The sequence below is a fragment of the Falsiroseomonas sp. CW058 genome (assembly GCF_050563535.1).
GTDB lineage: Bacteria > Pseudomonadota > Alphaproteobacteria > Acetobacterales > Acetobacteraceae > Falsiroseomonas.
The window spans coordinates 1-15906 of record NZ_JBNXUO010000057.1 but is presented as its reverse complement, the minus strand read 5'-3'; the positions used below and the strand labels follow the sequence as shown (position 1 = coordinate 15906).

Annotated in this window: 14 protein-coding genes; 5 read left to right on the top strand and 9 right to left on the bottom strand. The window is 75.0% G+C overall.

Features of this window, described 5'->3' with window-relative positions:
• Nucleotides 1–796: pseudouridine synthase (locus tag ACK8OX_RS24755; protein ID WP_430666960.1), on the bottom strand; the 796-nt coding region annotated here is incomplete at its 3' end.
• Nucleotides 793–1542 carry a gamma-glutamyl-gamma-aminobutyrate hydrolase family protein gene (locus tag ACK8OX_RS24750; protein ID WP_430666959.1) on the bottom strand — a complete coding sequence of 250 codons (750 nt, stop codon included), beginning with the start codon at nucleotides 1540–1542 and terminating at the stop codon, nucleotides 793–795. The genes ACK8OX_RS24755 and ACK8OX_RS24750, both read right to left, overlap by 4 nt.
• 55 nt (nucleotides 1543–1597) lie before the next feature.
• Between ACK8OX_RS24750 and ACK8OX_RS24745 the strand changes: the two genes are divergently transcribed.
• Nucleotides 1598–2029, top strand: coding sequence for a nucleoside deaminase (locus ACK8OX_RS24745; RefSeq protein ID WP_430666958.1), 432 nt, complete (start codon nucleotides 1598–1600; stop codon nucleotides 2027–2029).
• 75 nt (nucleotides 2030–2104) lie between these two features.
• A complete protein-coding gene (locus tag ACK8OX_RS24740; protein WP_430666957.1) occupies nucleotides 2105–3202 on the top strand; it encodes a sensor histidine kinase in 1098 nt (365 codons plus the stop codon).
• Here the strand turns inward: ACK8OX_RS24740 and ACK8OX_RS24735 are convergent.
• A complete protein-coding gene (locus ACK8OX_RS24735) occupies nucleotides 3194–4111 on the bottom strand; it encodes a DUF1835 domain-containing protein (RefSeq protein ID WP_430666955.1) in 918 nt (305 codons plus the stop codon). The genes ACK8OX_RS24740 and ACK8OX_RS24735 overlap by 9 nt on opposite strands.
• Before the next feature lie 7 nt (nucleotides 4112–4118).
• Nucleotides 4119–5120, bottom strand: a complete 1002-nt coding sequence (locus ACK8OX_RS24730; RefSeq protein ID WP_430666954.1) for a tripartite tricarboxylate transporter substrate binding protein — start codon at nucleotides 5118–5120, stop codon at nucleotides 4119–4121.
• 183 nt (nucleotides 5121–5303) lie between these two features.
• On the opposite strand from ACK8OX_RS24730, the gene ACK8OX_RS24725 reads away from it, so the two are divergent.
• The 3 genes from ACK8OX_RS24725 to ACK8OX_RS24715 all read left to right on the top strand — a co-directional run bounded on the left by ACK8OX_RS24725 (nucleotide 5304) and on the right by ACK8OX_RS24715 (nucleotide 10725).
• The gene (locus ACK8OX_RS24725; RefSeq protein WP_430666953.1) at nucleotides 5304–6992 is read left to right on the top strand and encodes a diguanylate cyclase; all 1689 of its coding nucleotides are present in this window, start codon (nucleotides 5304–5306) and stop codon (nucleotides 6990–6992) included.
• Nucleotides 6993–7095: 103 nt separating this feature from the next.
• A complete protein-coding gene (locus ACK8OX_RS24720; protein WP_430666952.1) occupies nucleotides 7096–8526 on the top strand; it encodes a mannose-1-phosphate guanylyltransferase/mannose-6-phosphate isomerase in 1431 nt (476 codons plus the stop codon).
• Nucleotides 8527–8598: 72 nt separating this feature from the next.
• Nucleotides 8599–10725 carry a glycosyltransferase gene (locus tag ACK8OX_RS24715; RefSeq protein ID WP_430666951.1) on the top strand — a complete coding sequence of 709 codons (2127 nt, stop codon included), beginning with the start codon at nucleotides 8599–8601 and terminating at the stop codon, nucleotides 10723–10725.
• Nucleotides 10726–10772: 47 nt separating this feature from the next.
• On the opposite strand, the gene ACK8OX_RS24710 is transcribed toward ACK8OX_RS24715, so the two are convergent.
• From ACK8OX_RS24710 to ACK8OX_RS24690, 5 genes are read right to left on the bottom strand one after another with little or no spacing between them, the layout of a single operon-like run.
• Nucleotides 10773–12503, bottom strand: coding sequence for a polysaccharide biosynthesis/export family protein (locus tag ACK8OX_RS24710; RefSeq protein WP_430666950.1), 1731 nt, complete (start codon nucleotides 12501–12503; stop codon nucleotides 10773–10775).
• A 1-nt stretch (nucleotide 12504) separates the two neighbouring features.
• Nucleotides 12505–13662, bottom strand: coding sequence for a capsule biosynthesis protein (locus ACK8OX_RS24705; RefSeq protein WP_430666949.1), 1158 nt, complete (start codon nucleotides 13660–13662; stop codon nucleotides 12505–12507).
• Between the two features lie 55 nt (nucleotides 13663–13717).
• Entirely contained in the window at nucleotides 13718–14368 is a 651-nt protein-coding gene (locus tag ACK8OX_RS24700; RefSeq protein WP_430666948.1) for an ABC transporter ATP-binding protein, read from the bottom strand.
• Between the two features lie 7 nt (nucleotides 14369–14375).
• Entirely contained in the window at nucleotides 14376–15197 is an 822-nt protein-coding gene (locus tag ACK8OX_RS24695) for an ABC transporter permease (protein ID WP_430666947.1), read from the bottom strand.
• Entirely contained in the window at nucleotides 15194–15634 is a 441-nt protein-coding gene (locus ACK8OX_RS24690) for a hypothetical protein (protein ID WP_430666946.1), read from the bottom strand. Before ACK8OX_RS24690 ends, ACK8OX_RS24695 begins: the two co-directional genes overlap by 4 nt.
• Nucleotides 15635–15906: the final 272 nt, after the last annotated feature.

Sequence of the window (15906 nt, the reverse complement as noted above, 5' to 3'; positions counted from 1 at the left end):
CCGCCTCGGCCGCCCGCTGCGCCCCGCGCTGGCGCTTGGCCGGCGTCTCCCCGATGCCGAGCTGTTCGCGCAGCACCTTCGGATGAACCTCCTCCACCGCGCCCTTCGGCAGCTGGCCGAGCTGGAAGGGCCCGTAGGCGGTGCGGATCAGCCGCGTGACCTGCAGGCCGAGATGCGCCATGACGCGCCGGATCTCGCGGTTCTTGCCCTCCTTCAGGCTCACCGTCAGCCAGGCATTGGCGCCCTGGCGGGAATCGAGCCCGGCCTCGATCGGGCCATAGGCCACGCCCTCGATCGTGACGCCGCGGGCGAGCGCGGCCAGCGCCTTCTCGTCCACATGGCCGAAGACGCGCACGCGGTAGCGCCGCAGCCAGCCGTTGGATGGCAGTTCCAGCTTGCGCGCCAGCGCGCCGTCATTGGTCAGCAGCAGCAGCCCTTCGCTCGTCAGGTCGAGCCGGCCGATGGACACGACGCGGCCGATGGCGGGGGGCAGGCGCTCGAACACGGTCGGGCGGCCCTGCGGGTCGCGGTGGGTGGTGACCAGCCCGTCGGGCTTGTGGTGGCGGAACAGCCGCGTGCGCTCGGGCGGCGTCACGGCCTTGCCCTCCACCGCCACCCGGTCGCCCGGGGCGACGAAGGTGGCCGGCCCCGCCACCGCCTTGCCGTTGAGCTTCACCTTGCCCTCGGCGATCAGCTTCTCGGCGTCCCGGCGGGACGCGACGCCGCAGCGCGCGAGGAACTTCGCGATCCGCTCGCCGCGCTCCGGCGCGTCCTCGGCCCCGTCCACGTCGCTCATTCCGCGGCCTCCGCTGCACGTCCCGCACGTCCCGCCCGGCAGGCCGCGACGAAGGCGCGGAAGATCGCGGGGTCGCGCGGGTCCACCGCATATTCCGGGTGCCACTGCACGCCGAGCGCGAAGCGGTGGGCGGGATGCTCGATGCCCTCCACCACGCCGTCGGGGGCGACGGCGCTGACCACCGCGCCCGCCCCCGGCGTCGCCACCGCCTGGTGGTGCGCCGAATTCACCGCCAGCCGCGGCGCGCCGACGATGCGCGCCAGCAGCGTGCCGGGCGCGACCTCAACCTCGTGCCCGGGCTCCGTCCGCGGGTTCGGCTGCTCATGCGCCAGCGCGCCCGGCACCTCGTCCGGGATGTGCTGCACCAGCGTGCCGCCGAAGGCCACCGCGAGGAGCTGCTGCCCGCCGCAGATGCCGAGGACGGGCATGTCGCGCCGCAGCGCCTCCCGCGTGGCGGCCAGTTCGAAGTCGGTGCGGCCGGGCTTCAGCGTGACCTTCGGATGCGGCGCGCCGCCACCCCAGAGCGCGGGGTCCACGTCGAAGGCCCCGCCGGTGACCAGCAGGCCGTCCACCGCGTCGAGGTAGTCCCCCGCCAGGTCCGGGTGGTGCGGCAGCGCCACCGGCAGGCCCCCCGCCTCGATCACGGCGGAGAAGTAGTTCTGCCGCAGCGCGTACCAGGGCAGCTTCGACCAGCCTCCGGCCGGCTCCGAATCGAGGGTCACACCGATGACGGGACGGCTTTTCATCCCGGCTTGCTAGACCTCCGCCCCCGGTCGCGGCAAGCATCGCCCCATGTCGCCCATGGAACAGGCCCTGGAGGAGGCCCGCGCCGCCGCCGCGCGGGGCGAGGTGCCGGTCGGCGCGGTGGTGACGGATGCCGCCGGCCGGGTGCTGGCGCGGGCGGGGAACGAGGTGGAGGCCCGGCGCGACCCCTCGGCCCATGCCGAGATGCTGGCGCTCCGCGCCGCCGCGGCCGCGGCCGGCGACAAGCTGCTGCCCGCGGCCACGCTGTGGGTGACGCTGGAGCCCTGCCCGATGTGCGCGCAGGCCGCGAGCTTCTTCCGCCTGCGGCGCGTGGTCTTCGGCGCCTATGACCCGAAGGGCGGCGGGGTGGAGCACGGCCCGCGGCTCTACGCCCTGCCCACCTGCCACCACGCGCCCGAAGTGGTCGGCGGCGTGCGGGAGAGCGAGGCGGCGGCGCTGCTGAAGGCATTCTTCGCCGGGCTGCGCTGAAGCCCCGCCCGGCGGGCATCACAAGGCTGGGTGCCGCGGAAAGCCGCGGCCTTGCTGGCCCGTTACTGCCCGGCCATGCCACCGACCGGGCTCATCCCCAAGTTCTTCCAGCGCAGCCGCGCCCTGCCAACCTCCGCCCGCTACGCGCTGTCGGCGGTGCTGGTGCTGGCCGCCTTCGGGCTGCGCGAAGCGGCGGCGCCGCTGCTGCCGCCGGGCTATCCCTTCGCCCATTTCCTCATGGCGGTCCTGGCCGCCTCCGCCCTGTTCGACCGTGGCAGCGGCATCCTGGCGACGGGACTCTCCGCCCTGCTGGGCCTGTGGTTCTACATCCCGCCGACCGGGTCGCTGCGGGTGGAGGACCCGCGCAGCCTCGTCCTGCTCGGGCTCTTCGTTGTGGTGGCCCTGTCCATCGCGACGGTGACCGAGGCGCTGCACCGCGCGGTGGAACGGCTGCAGGCGGCCTATGCCGAACTCGCCTCCGCCCATGCCCGGCTCGACCGGTCCGAGCGGTCCCGCATGCTGATGCTGCGGGAATTCCGCCACCGCACCCGCAACGACCTGGGCGCGCTGGTCGGGCTGCTGATGCTGCGCGCGCGCGCCGCGCCGTCCGACATCGCGCGGGAAGCCCTGCGGGAGGCGGCGGAGCACGCGCTGGCGCTGGCGCGCGTGCATACCCGGCTGGCGGTGGAGGACGGGCCCGATGCCGGCACGGAGGTCGCGACGGTGGACACGCGCGACTTCATCGGCGGCCTCTGCGCCGACATCGAGGCGTCGCAGTTCGGCGAGGGGCTGCGCCCCATCACCCTGGCGGTGGAGGCCGAGGCGCATCCGCTGGCGAGCGAGCGCGCCGTGCCGCTCGGGCTCGTGCTGAACGAGACGGTGACGAACGCGATGAAATACGCCTTCCCGGAAGACCGCCCCGGCAGGCTGCGGGTGCGCTTCGCGCGGGATGGGGCGGATTTCGTGCTGACCGTCGTCGATGACGGCATCGGCCTGCCGGAGGAAGGGGTGATGCAGGGCCCGCCCTCGGCGCCGCGCGCGCCGGGCTCCGGCCTCGGCTCCCGTCTGCTGGCGGGGCTGGCGGCGCAGCTGCGGGGCACCTTCGCGCGCACCCCCGGCCCCGAGGGCGCCGGCACGGTGACGGAGCTGCGCTTCCCCGTCGCCCTACGCTGAGCGGGACAGGACGCCGGCCGCCCGCGGGTCCCACTGCCAGGGCGCGTCCGGCCCGACCGCGACGCCGCCCTGGAAGCGCGGCGGCGGGCGGTGGCGCTCGGCCCCCGCCAGCACCGCCGCGCCGCGTTCGGTCAGCCGCCAGGGCGCATCGGGCGCAAGCAGCCGCCGCGGCCCGTCCGACAGGCGGCGATGGATGTCGCGCAGGATCAGGTCGGTCACCGGGAAGACCGCATCGGCGGCGTGCTGCGCGGCGAGCGCCTCCTCAAGCCCCGCCGCGCCGTCGGCCACCGCGCGCAGCATCTGCCTCTCGGTCAGCGCCAGCCCGTCGGTCCGCCAGGGCAGGTCCTGCAGGTGCCGCCGCATCGCAGCCGCCAGGTGCGGCAGCGCCAGCGCCCGCCGCGACAGCCGGTCGAGCGCGGTCGGGTCCGGCGCGGCGAAGGCCTCCCACGCCTCGGCGCCCAGCTCGATCTCGAGCGGGGAGAGCGGCAGCGGCTCCAGCGCGGCGAGTTCGGAATCGGGCAGGTGGGCGAAGGGGCGCCGCCCGTCCGCCGGCATGCGGAACAGCTTCCCCGCCAGCGGCGCGCGGTTGGCCAGCAGCGACAGCACCCGGATCAGCACGGCCTGGTCCCACAGGTCGTGCTCGAACCACAGGATCACGCGCCCGAAGCGCGCCAGCCCGTCGAGCGCGGCGTATTCGGCGCCGAGCCTGCGCCGCGCCTCCGCCGCATCCACCCCGGCATGGCGCGCGACGAAGCGGGCGCGGGCGCCGAGATAGGCCATCGCCTCCCCCTCCCCCACCGGGCCGACGCAGACCGGGTCGGAGATGGCGAGATACTCCCCCGCCCAGCCCGCCGCCGGCAGCCGCGCGCGCAGGTCGTCGCCGCAGCGGAGATGGGCGACGGGCGTCACGCGGCGGTCACAGCCGCAGGCCCATCCGCCGGATCATCTCGCCCTCCTCCTGGAAGGTGCGGCGGGCGAAGGCGGCGTATTCGTCCGGGCCCATATGCATCGGCGCCATGTCGAAGCGGTCCAGGATGCCGACATGGGCGGGGTCGAACAGCGCCTCGCGGAAGGCGTCGTGCAGGACGCGCACCACCTCCGGGTTCATCCCCTTCGGGCCGGCCAGGCCGTAGGGCGAGGCGGAGACGATGTCGATCCCGCTCTCCCGCAGGGTCGGCACGTCGGGGAAGCGCTTCGCGCGCTCCGCCCCCCAGGTCGCCAGCAGGCGCATCTGGCCGGACTGCACCAGGTCCGCCCAGCCGGAGCTGTCGGCGCTGGCATGGATCTGCCCGCCGAGCAGGGACTGCGCATTCTCCGCCCAGCCGCGGAAGGGCACATGCGTCCACTCGATCCCCCGCGCGGCGGCGATCTGCTCCATCGTGATGTGCAGCGAGGTGCCGACCCCGGGCGTGCCGTAGTTGATGCGCCCCGGATTGGCCTTCGCATGGTCCAGGAACTGCGCCAGCGTCCGCCAGGGCGCATCCGCCTTCACCACGATGCCGAACAGGTAGCCGGTGACGTGGATGACCCAGGTGAAGTCCTCGAGCGGGTTGAACAGCGCGCGCTGCGCCATCTGCGGGTGGCGGAAGACGCTGATCGGCATCTGCGCCAGCACATGGCCGTCTGGCCTCTCGTTCAGCAGCTGCTGCGCCGCCAGCACGCCGCCCGCGCCGGGCCGGTTCTCCACGATCACCGGCTGGCCGAGGCGGCGGGAGGCCTGCTCGGCGAGCGCCCGCATCTGGATGTCCGTGGTGCCGCCGGCCGCCCAGGGCACCAGCAGCCGCACGGGCCGGTCGGGGAAGCGGCCGCCCGCGCCCTGCGCCCGCACCCCCGGCGCGGCGAGCAGCCCGGCGCCGAGGCCGAGCGCGGCGCGACGCGGGAGCGTGGCCTGGAACGGGCGGGACAGCATGCGGCGCATCGGTGACGTCTCCCTGTCTCCGGCGGGCCTTGCACGGCCCGTCCGGCGTATCCGCCATGCGTAGCGCGCGGCCATGCCGCCCGGCAACCGCGCGGGTGCGCCTCGGCGCCGGGTGAAGGTTCGATCTTTCGGTACAACGGTCGTTAACTCGGCGCTCAGCTTCGTGATCACATCCTGCGCGCCATGCAGCTGCGCCCCGCCACCCGCCGTGCCCAGGCCGCCCTCCTCGGCCTCGCCCTCGCCCTCGTCACCGCCTTCGGCGCCACCTCGGCCGTCCTGTCCTACCACTACGTCGTGGATGCCCAGCGCGACGCGGTGCGGCTGGAAGCGGAGCATGACGGGGCGCAGACCCTGCTGCTGCTGCTGGCCGATTCGCAGGCGGCGCAGCGCAGCTGGATCCTGTCCGGCCGGCAGGACGACCGCGACGCCGCGCGCCGCGCGCGCGACGCGCTGGAGACCACCGGGCGGGAACTGGCGGGCGGGCTGGAGGAGCCGCTGCTCTCGGCCCGGCTCTCCCCGCTCGGCGCCGCGCTGGAACACCTGCTGCGCGTGCAGGGCCAGGTGGCCGCCACCTACGAGGACCTTGGCCTGTCCGCCGCGACGGAACTGGCGCGCCAGCACGGCGATGCCGCGGCCGAGGCGCGCATCCGCGGCACGCTCGACGAATTCAGGCGCCTGCGCCGGGCGGAAATCGTGGCGCGGGAGCACGACCTGCGCCAGGGCCAGCTGGTCGGGCTCGGGCTCATCAGCGCCAGCGCGGCGGCGATGATGTCGATGATGCTGGTGGTGCTGGTGCTGCTGTGGCGGCAGCACGCGGCCGCGGTGTCGGCGCGGCAGGACATGGACCGCCGCGGCCGGCAGGTCGGCACGCTGTTCAGCATGGGGGAGCTGTTGCAGAGCAGCCTCTCGCCCGAGGACGTGAAGCGCGTGGTGGCGCACACCGCGCAGGACCTGCTGCCGGATCTCGGCGGCGCCTTCTACGTGTTCAACAATTCCCGCGACCGGCTGGACCTGATGGGCGCCTGGGGCGGGGGCGGGGCGCCGGCGCCGGCGATGCCCGACCATTTCGCGCCGAACGACTGCTGGGCGCTGAAGCGCGGACGCCCGCATGGCTGCGGCACCGGCATCGGCCTGCGCTGCGACCACGCGGCGGAGGGCGGGGCCTGCTGCCTCTGCGTGCCGATGCAGGCGCGGGGCGAGGTCTATGGCGTGCTGCAGTTCCTGCCGCCGCAGGGCCATGCCGGCACGATGGGCGAAAAGGGGGAGCTGGCGCAGGCGCTGGCCGACGGCGTGTCGCTCTCCCTCGCCAACCTCGCGCTGCGGGAGAAGCTGCGGAACCAGGCGCTGCGGGACGAGCTGACCGGCCTCTACAACCGCCGCTTCCTGGAGGAGACGCTGCCGCGGATGGTGGCGCATGCGGAACGACGCAAGGCGCCGATCGCGGTTCTCATGCTCGACCTCGACCACTTCAAGCAGGTCAACGACCGCTACGGCCACGCCATGGGCGATGCCGTCCTGCGCGAGGTCGGCGCGATGCTGCTGGCGCGGCTGCGCCGGATGGACATCGCCTGCCGCTACGGCGGCGAGGAGCTGATGGTGCTGATGCCGGACTGCGGGGCGGCCGATGCGCTGCTGCGCGCGCAGGAGATCTGCGCGATGGTACGCGCGCTGCACGAGAGGGCGGACAGCGCGCTGCCGCCGGTCACCGTCTCCATCGGCGTCGCCGCCTGGCCCGAGCATGGCGACCAGGTCGCCCGCGTGGTGGAGGTGGCGGATGCCGCGCTCTACGAGGCGAAGCGCGCCGGGCGGGACCGCGCGGTGCCGGGCCTGGCCGCCGCGCAGCCCGCGCCGCTGAAGGTGGCGGCCGAATAGCCGGGCGGCGGCTTCATCATTCCACCCCGCGCCCGCCTTTTTTTTTCCGCAGCCCTGCGACATACCGGCCCGGCCGCCATTCCTCCCCGGGGTTCCCGCATCCATGCCGCCTTCGCCCGCCGAGCCGATCGTTCCCGTCATCCTCTCCGGCGGCACGGGGACGCGCCTCTGGCCGCTGTCCCGCGAAGCCTATCCGAAGCAGTTCTGGCCGCTGGTCGCGGGCGGGACGATGCTGCAGGAGACCGCGGCCCGCGCCCGCGCGCCGGGCTTCGCGCCCCCCGTCGTGGTCTGCGGGGAGGCGCACCGCTTCCTGGTGGCCGAACAGCTGCGCGAGGCGGGGGCGGAGGGCGCGCGCATCGTGCTGGAACCCGCCGCGCGCAACAGCGCCGCCGCCATCGCCGCCGCCGCCGTGCTGGTGGGGGAGGCGACGCCCGATGCCGTGCTGTGGATCATGGCCGCCGATGCGGCGGTGAAGGACGTGCCCGCGCTGCGCCGCGCGCTGGATGCCGCGGCGGTCGCGGCGCGCGCCGGCCGCATCGCCACCTTCGGCATCCGCCCGACCGCGCCCGAGACGGGCTACGGCTACATCGAGGCCGGCGCCGCCCTGCCGGGCGTCGAGGGCGTGCTGGACGTGGCCCGCTTCGTCGAGAAGCCGGATGCCGCCACCGCGGCGCGCTTCCTCGCCGGCGGGCGGCACCTGTGGAACAGCGGCATGTTCGTGGCCACCGCCGGGACGCTGCTGGCCGAGCTTGCCCGCCACGCGCCGGGCGTGCTGGCCGCCGCCCGCGGCGCGGTGGCCGAAGGCACGCGGGACCTGGGCTTCGTCCGGCTCGGCGCGGGCTTCGCGGATGCGCCGTCGATCTCCATCGACCATGCGGTGATGGAACGCACGGCGCTGGCCGCCGTGGTGCCCTGCGATCCGGGGTGGTCCGATGTCGGCTCCTGGGGATCGCTTTGGGAGATCGCGGAGAAGGACGCGGAGGGCAACGCCACGATGGGGCCTGTCGCGACGCTGGGCGCGAAGGGCTGCTACGTGCGGTCGGAAGGCATCCTGACGGCGGTGGTCGGCCTGGAGGACGTGGTGCTGGTGGTGACCGACGACGCCGTGCTGGCCTGCCACCGCGACCGCGCGCAGGACGTGAAGGCGATGGTCGAGCAGTTGAAGAAGGCCGGCCACAAGGAAGCGGCGGAGCATCGCCGCGTCTATCGCCCCTGGGGGTCCTACGAGGGCGTGGCGCATGGCACGCGCTTCCAGGTGAAGAAGATCATCGTGCGGCCGGGCGCCAAGCTGAGCCTGCAGAAGCACTACCATCGCGCGGAGCACTGGGTGGTGGTGGCCGGCACCGCCATCGTCGAGCGCGACGGCGAACGCATCCTCCTGCGGGAGAACGAGAGCGTCTACCTCCCGCTCGGCTGCGTGCACCGGATGGAGAATCCGGGGATGATCCCGCTGACCCTGATCGAGGTGCAGTCCGGCTCCTATCTCGGCGAGGACGACATCGTCCGCATCGAGGACACCTACGGCCGCGCCTGACGGCGCGTTACGCCGCGCGGCGTCCTGGTGTAGCCTGCCGCCCCGGTCGGGACGGCAGGAGATGCGAGGGCGATGGACGGCGAAGGGCCGCGGGACGGCACGGTGCTGCTGCAGGACGCCGACCGCCACCGCGACCTGGGCCAGTGGGCGGCCGCGGCGGCGGGCTACGCCGCCTGGCTCGCGCGCCACCCGCGGGACTGGCCGATCTGGGTGCAGCACGGCCACTGCGTGAAGGAAGCCGGCGACCCGCTCGGCGCGCTGGCCTCCTACCGCCGGGCGGAAGCGGGGCTGCCGGACGACGCCGACCTGAAGATCCAGATCGGGCATGCGCTGAAGCGCGCGGGGGACCTCGGCGGCGCGCGCGCCGCCTATGCCGCCGCGCTGGAGATCGACCCGGCGAGCGAGGCGGCCTGGCAGGAGGTGTCGGTCCTGCTGGTCCGGCCCGGCGCGGAGGACGGCGCGCCCACCTCCGCGGGGGGGCTGCGCGTGGTGCTCGACCTCTCGGACCTGATGTCCTGGTTCGAGGGCGCGCGCGCGCCCACCGGCATCCAGCGCGTGCAGATTGAGATCGCGGGCCCCGCCCTGCGGGACGGCGCGCCGGCGGCCGTGCGGCTGGCGGTGTTCCAGCCCGGCCGCGGCACCTGGCGCCCGCTCCCGCGGGAGATCTTCCGCCGCCTCGTCGCGCTGTCGCGCGGCGGCACCGACCCCGCCGACCCCGCCTGGCGGGAAGCGGTGGTGCGCGCGCGCGACGCGGTGGAAGCGGCGCCCGACCTCGCCTTCGCCGAAGGCGACTGGCTGGTCAATCCCGGCTCCTCCTGGTGGCTGGCGGACTACCAGCGGGCGGTGCGCGACGCGCGCGCGCGGCATGGCATCCGCCACGCCGCGCTGCTGCATGACTGCGGCCCGGTGGTGGTGCCCGAACACTCCCCGCCCGAGACGGCGGCGCGCTTCGCCCGCTGGATCGCCTCGCTCGGCGTCACCGCCGACCTGGTGCTGGCCGTGTCCGGGGCGACGGCGCACGACCTGGCACGGTTGCAGGAAGCCTGCCTGCCCGGCCTGCCGGCGGCCCCGGTCGCGCTGCTGCCCCTGGATGCGGCGCCGACGCCCGCCCCGCCCGCGGCGCCCCATGCCGGGGCGGTGGCGCTGGCGGGGGAGCCCTACATCCTGTTCGTCGCCACTGTGGAAAGCCGCAAGGACCACATCTTCGTCCTGAACGCCTGGGCGACGCTGCTGCGCCGGCGCGGGGGCGCCGTGCCGCGCCTGGTGCTGGTGGGGCGCGAGGGGTTCGGCGCCGGCCCGGCGCTGGCGCTGCTGGCGCGCGCGCCCGCCTTCGCAGGGCGCGTGGTGCGGCTGGACGACGTGCCGGACGGCGTGCTGGCCGGGCTGCTGCGGGGCGCGCTGTTCACGCTCTACAACTCCGCCCATGAGGGCTGGGGCCTGCCGGTGACCGAGGCGCTGGCGGCGGGCAAGGTGGTGGTGGCGCCCGGCCACAGCGGCCTGCTGGAATCGGGCGCCGGCCTCGCCCTGCATTTCGCCCCGGGCAGCGAGCCGGAATTCCTCGCCCTGGTCGAGCGGCTGGTGGACGACCCCGGCTTCCGCGCCGCGCAGGAGGCGCGGATCGCGGCCGGGCTGCGGCTGCGGAGCTGGCGCGACGTGTCGGACGCGCTGCTGCTCCGCCTCGCCTCCGCCGCGCCGGCCCGCGCCGCACCGGCCGCGCCGCCGCTGGCGCTGGTGCACCGGCTCGGCCTGGTCGGGCGGGCGCGGCCGGAACCGGCGATGGCCTGGGCCGACCTGCTGCGGGAAGGCCCCTCCTGGCACGCGCCGGAGGAGTGGGGCTGCTGGACACGGCCCGGCCGCGCCCTGCTGCGCCTGCCGCTCGACGTGGCGGAGGGCACGGCGCTGCGCCTGCATCTGGCGCTGCGCGGGGCGGAGGCGGCGCAGCGCGTGACGATCCGCGTGGATGGCGACGACCCGCTGGCGCTGGATGTGCCGGCCGGCGCCCGGCCTGTCGCGGCGGTGGAGGTGACCTCGGCCGGCCCGGCGCTGGAGATCGCGGTCGAGGCCCCGGCGGCAGAGCTGGGAGATGGGCGGCAGGCCGGCGTGGGCGTGGTGGCGCTGATGGCCTGCCGGGCGGGGGATGTGGCCGCGCGGCTCGACTTCCTGGAGCGGTTGCGCTTCGTCTGGCCCGAGCCGGCGTAGCGGGCGCCGCCCCTCCTACGGGAAGGGAGGGGCGGCCCGGGGCCCTGTCAATTCATGAAGACGCGCGCCGACAGCGCGCTCTGGAAGATCAGGCTCAGCAGGTCGCGGGCGATCTGGAAGTTCTTCGGGTCCAGCCGCGGCAGCGCGATCAGCTCGTCGCCCGGCGCGGGGCCTTCCTCCGGGTCCAGCACCAGCTCGCCGCTCGCGCGGCGGATCATGATCTGCGCGCTCTCGCCCCGTTCGGCGAAGCCGCCCGCGGCGGCGACGTAGTCGGGGATGCGCAGGTTCGGGCGCCACACCACCGCCTGCGGCGCGCGGACCTCGCCGCTGACCAGCACGGTCTGGACGCGTTCGGGGATGACGACGACGTCGCCGTCCTGCATCCGCACATCGGCGCAGCGCCCGGTGCGGTCGGTCACCACCAGCCGGCCCTCGGGCTGGGTGCGGCGGGCGCGCTGGATGTAGCTCGCGACCAGGTTCGCCTCCGAGGCGCGGATCTCCGCCACCCCCGTGGTCGGCGAGATGGCGAGGAACAACTGCCGCTCCAGCCGGTCCAGCGCCTCGTTGATGGTGCGCTGCTGCTGCGCGGCCAGGGTCGGGCGCAGCAGGAAGACGCCGCGCGTGTTCGCCAGCGCCGGGTCCACCGCCACATGGTCGAGCAGCGTGCAGAGCGAGGTGTCGCGGTCGGCGATCAGCACCGACGGCCCGATGCGGCTGCCCTCGATCGAGACGCGGACGGTCTGCGCCGGCGCGTCGGTGATGAAGCTCACCACGTCCTGGTCGAGCAGCTGGATGGCGCCGAGTTCGCGCACCGTGGCGTAGCGGGAGAAGGGCTGGCCGTTCCGCGTGCCGCGGATCACCGCGTTGGTGGCCGCCGGCAGGGGCGAGGCGAGGCGCAGCAGCTCCGCCCCCGGCATGGCGCGGCCGGACACCTCGAACAGGAAGTTGTTCCGCACCGCGCCGTCCACGCCGACCATCGCGCCCTGCGCCGCGACCACCAGCGTGTCGCCCTGCTGCAGCTGGACCTGCGGCAGTTCGCCGGTCAGCAGGAAGCGGTAGAGGTCGATCCGCGCCACCGCCCGCCCGCCGCGGTTCAGCGTGATGTCGCGGAAGGACCCGCGCCCGGGGTCGATGCCCCCCGCGCGCGACAGGAAGTCCAGCACGCTGTCGGCGGCGACGCCGATGTGGCGGCCGGGCTGGCGGACGAAGCCGGTGACGAAGACGCCGAGCTGCCCGGTGTTCAGCACGGTGGCGTAGACCTGCACCTGCTGGGAATAGACGCGCCGGACCTCCCCTTCCACCACGCGCTGGATGTCGCCCGCGCGGGTGCCGGCCAGGCGGATCGGGCCGACCTGGGGCAGGAAGACGTTGCCGTCGTTGTCCACGGCCGAGACGGTCGATCCCTCGACGAAGCCCCAGGTGGTGATGGACACGCGGTCCCCGGGCGCGAGGCGGTAGTTCGGGTTCGGCGTGTCGGTCGGCTGCGGCGCGCCGCGGGTGAACAGGCTGGCGCCGAAGACCGCGGTGGCGGGCCCGCCCGGCCGCGTCGGGTCGCCGATCGGGCCGAAGGCCACGGGCCCGCCCTCGGCCTGGGTGGCGGTGCCCGGCCGCACCTCCGTCGTCGGGTCGCCACGGTTCAGCAGCTGCGAGATCGCCCCCGCGCCGAGGCTGCCGGGCACGCCGCGCGGCAGGGCGGGGGGCGCGACCTGCGCCGCCGCGGGGGCGGCGAGGACGAGGACGAGGAGGAGGGCGATGGGCCGGAAGGGGATGTGCAGCATCTCAGCTCGCATGCTCGCGGGCACCGGCGACCAGCAGCCAGCAGATGCCGAACAGCACCGAGAGGCCGACCAGGACGGTGAGCGTGTTGAACAGGCCCTTGGGGTAGAGCGCGCGTTCGGGCAGGTGGGGTTCGGCGACGCGCATCAGGAAGACCTGCTGGCGCAGCGCGTCGGACCGCGCCTGTTCGAGCGACGCGGTGGCGGAGGCGAGCTGGCGGTCCGCGAATTCGCGTTCGAGCTGGAGCCGCTCATAGCCCGCGACCTGCTGGGTCAGCGCCTCGTCCCCGCGGGTGGTGCGGCCGCGCTCCACCGCGATCTGCGCCTGGAGCGCGGAGATGCGGTTGGTCAGCACCTGGATCTGCGGGTTGTCGGGCCGCATGAAGGCGCGGCGTTCCTGCAGCTCCGCCCGAGCCTGGGCCAGCGCGGCTTCCAGGCGGCTGATGGTCTCGAGCGCGGCGCCCGCGCTGCGGGTCGGGTCGAGCGCCTGCTCCCGCTCGCGGAAGGCGGCCAGCGCGTCCCGCGCGGCCAGCACGCGGGCCTCGGCCGTCGCGACATCCTGGCGGGCGACGCGCAGCTGGTCCTGGATGGACCGCTGGGAGAAGCGGTTCACCAGCTCCTCCGCCATCCGCAGCAGCTCCTGCGCCACCTGCTGCGCATCGGCGGGGCGGAAGGCCTGCACGCGCAGCGTGCTGACCCCCGTCTCGATGTCGTAGTCGAGCTTCACGCGGCGGCGGTAGTAGCGCAGCAGGCGTTCCGCCTCCGGCTCCTCCCACCACAGCATGGACAGCGGGTCGGCTTCCGGCCGGCGCCAGACGCCCACCAGGTCCAGCGTGCGGCGCAAGCCGGCCACCGCGTCGAAGCTGTCGACGAACTGCGCGACCGCCTGCGCCTCCTCGCCGCCCGGGCGCAGCGCGCCGGGAATGCCGCCGCCCATCATGCCCGCCAGCGCCCCCGCGCCCGACGAGGATGAGGAGGGGCCGCGGCCGCGCACCTGGAAGCGGGCCTCGGATTCGAAGAGGTCGGCCGCGACGGTGGCGTAGTAGGCGCCGACCAGCAGCGTGGGCAGCAGCACCAGCAGCGCGAACCAGCCGAGCGTGCCGAGCCGCCGCCGGCGCGGCCGCGGCGCCGCCAGCGGCACCGCGGCGGGCGCGGCCGGCATGGCGGGCGGGCCCGGGGCGGGCCCCGTCAGCGTGACGGGGCTCGCCGCGAGGGCCTCAGAGGGCCTCGTAGGTGGCGATAGCTTCATCAAGGTCCTCGAAGAAGGTCAGGGCGCCGTCGTTCAGCACCGCGGCCGTGCGGCAGAAGCTGCGGATATGCGCGGCGCTGTGGCTCACCATCACCACGGTCCGGCTGCGCAGCCGGTCGGACAGCGCCTGCCGCGCGCGGGCGACGAAGCGCTGGTCGCCGGCGCTGGTCGCCTCGTCGATCAGGTAGCAGTCGAAGTCGACCGCCAGCGACATGGCGAAGAGCAGCCGCCCCATCATGCCCGAGGAGTAGGTCTTGACCGGCATGTTGAGGTAGGGGCCCAGCTCGGCGAAGGTCTCGACGAAGTCCAGCACCTGGCGCACGGGCTGCGCGTAGATGCGCGCCACGAAGCGCGCATTGTCCGCGCCCGACATCGAGGCCTGCACGCCGATGCCGTTCGCCAGCGGCCAGGACACCGACATCCGCCGCTCGATCCTGCCGGAATTCGGGTACTCGACCCCGCCGAGCATCCGCATCAGCGTGGACTTGCCCGCGCCGTTCCGCCCGAGGATGCCGATGGCGTCGCCGCGGTTGATGACGCCCGACACCTCGTTCAGCACGAGCTTCTGCCGCCCGCCGCGCAGGGGGTAGTGCTTGCTGACGCGGTCCAGCAGGATCATCGCGCCCTCAGAATTCGAGCCGCGGGCGCACGGCGCGCAGCGCCGCCATGCCCAGCAGGTTCACCAGCGCGACGGCGCCCAGCACGTAGGGCACGTCGTAATAGGCCGGCAGCACGTCGCCGAACATGCCGTCCCGCACCATCTCGTGCAGGTTCGCCTGCGGGTTCCACAGCACCAGGGCGCGGAAGGACGGCGGCATGTGGTGCAGGGCGAAGAAGGCGCCGGACAACGGCAGGGACAGGTAGACCAGCGGGTGGATCATCCGCTCCGCCACGTCGGAGACCGAGGCGGCGGCCGCGGCGAGCATGCCGAGCCCGTGCGCGTAGAACACCAGCAGCACGATCCCCCCCGCCAGCGCCGGCAGGGACGGCGGCAGCGTCTCCATCACCAGCGCCGTGCCGACGACGATCGCCACCGTCACCGTCAGCACCGCGCCCGCTTCCAGCAGGTGCCGCGCCAGCACGATGTCGAACAGCCGGACCTGGCGGTGGTACATCAGCGTCATGTTGCTGTGGAAGGCGCTCGGCGCGCGGCTGATGATGGCGCGGAAGGCGAAGAAGGGCGTGTAGCCGATGAGGTAGAACAGGAAGACCGGGATGCCCGCGCCCTTCCGGTGGTCGGCCAGCCAGTGCAGCAGGCCGATCGCGGAGGCAAGCATCAGCGGCTCGACGAACAGCCAGAGGAAGCCGATCTGGCTGCGCCCGAAGCGCGTCTGCAGCTCGCGCAGGACCAGCGCGTGGATCACGCGGCCCTGCACCACGAAGCCGTGCAGCAGACCGGGCGTGCCGGCGGGGTCCTCGGCGGCCCCGGGCCCGGCGGTGGTGCTCACGGCCTGGTCGCGCCGCCGCCGCGCAGCAGCGGGCGCGCCTCCGCCCAGCCGCCCTCGGCGGCGCAGACGATGCGCGCGCGTTCCGCCAGGCCGGCGGCCACCCGCACCTCGCGGCATTCGCGCCCGTTGGCGGAGTGGTAGGCGCGCACCAGCCGCACCGTCGCCGCCTGCCCGCCCGGCAGCGTCACCCGGTCCGAGGTGCCGGGCTGCGCGCGCGCGGCGAAGGCCACCACCGGGTCGCCCGGCACTGCCGGCACCGCCGCGGCCGCCGCGGGGTCCGCCGCGCCGCGCCCGCCGAAGGGCCAGAACGAGGCCTGCTGCCCCCGCGCGCAGGCGCCGAGGAGGGCAAGGGCGAACAGGGCGGTGGCGGGGCGGAGAAGCCGGGCATGCGGAAAGGGCGACGCGCCGCCGCGATGCGGTCCGGTGGGCTCGATCATGCCCCGACACTAGCCGATGCGGCGGCGGCAGGCAAAACGCAAAGCCATTGCGGAACGGGGCCGCATGGCTGCGACGCCGGCCGCGGGGCTGGTAGGATGCGGGCGTGCCGCAGCCGCCCGCTTCCTCCGCCACCACCCCGGGGCCCTTCCGCCCGCCCCGCCTCGGCGGGCGGGAGGTGGCGGTCGCGCTCGTCCACGGGCCGGGGCCGGACCCGGTGGGCGCCGCGCTCGCCACGCCGCCCCCGCGGCCCGACCTGGCGCTGGCGCGCGAG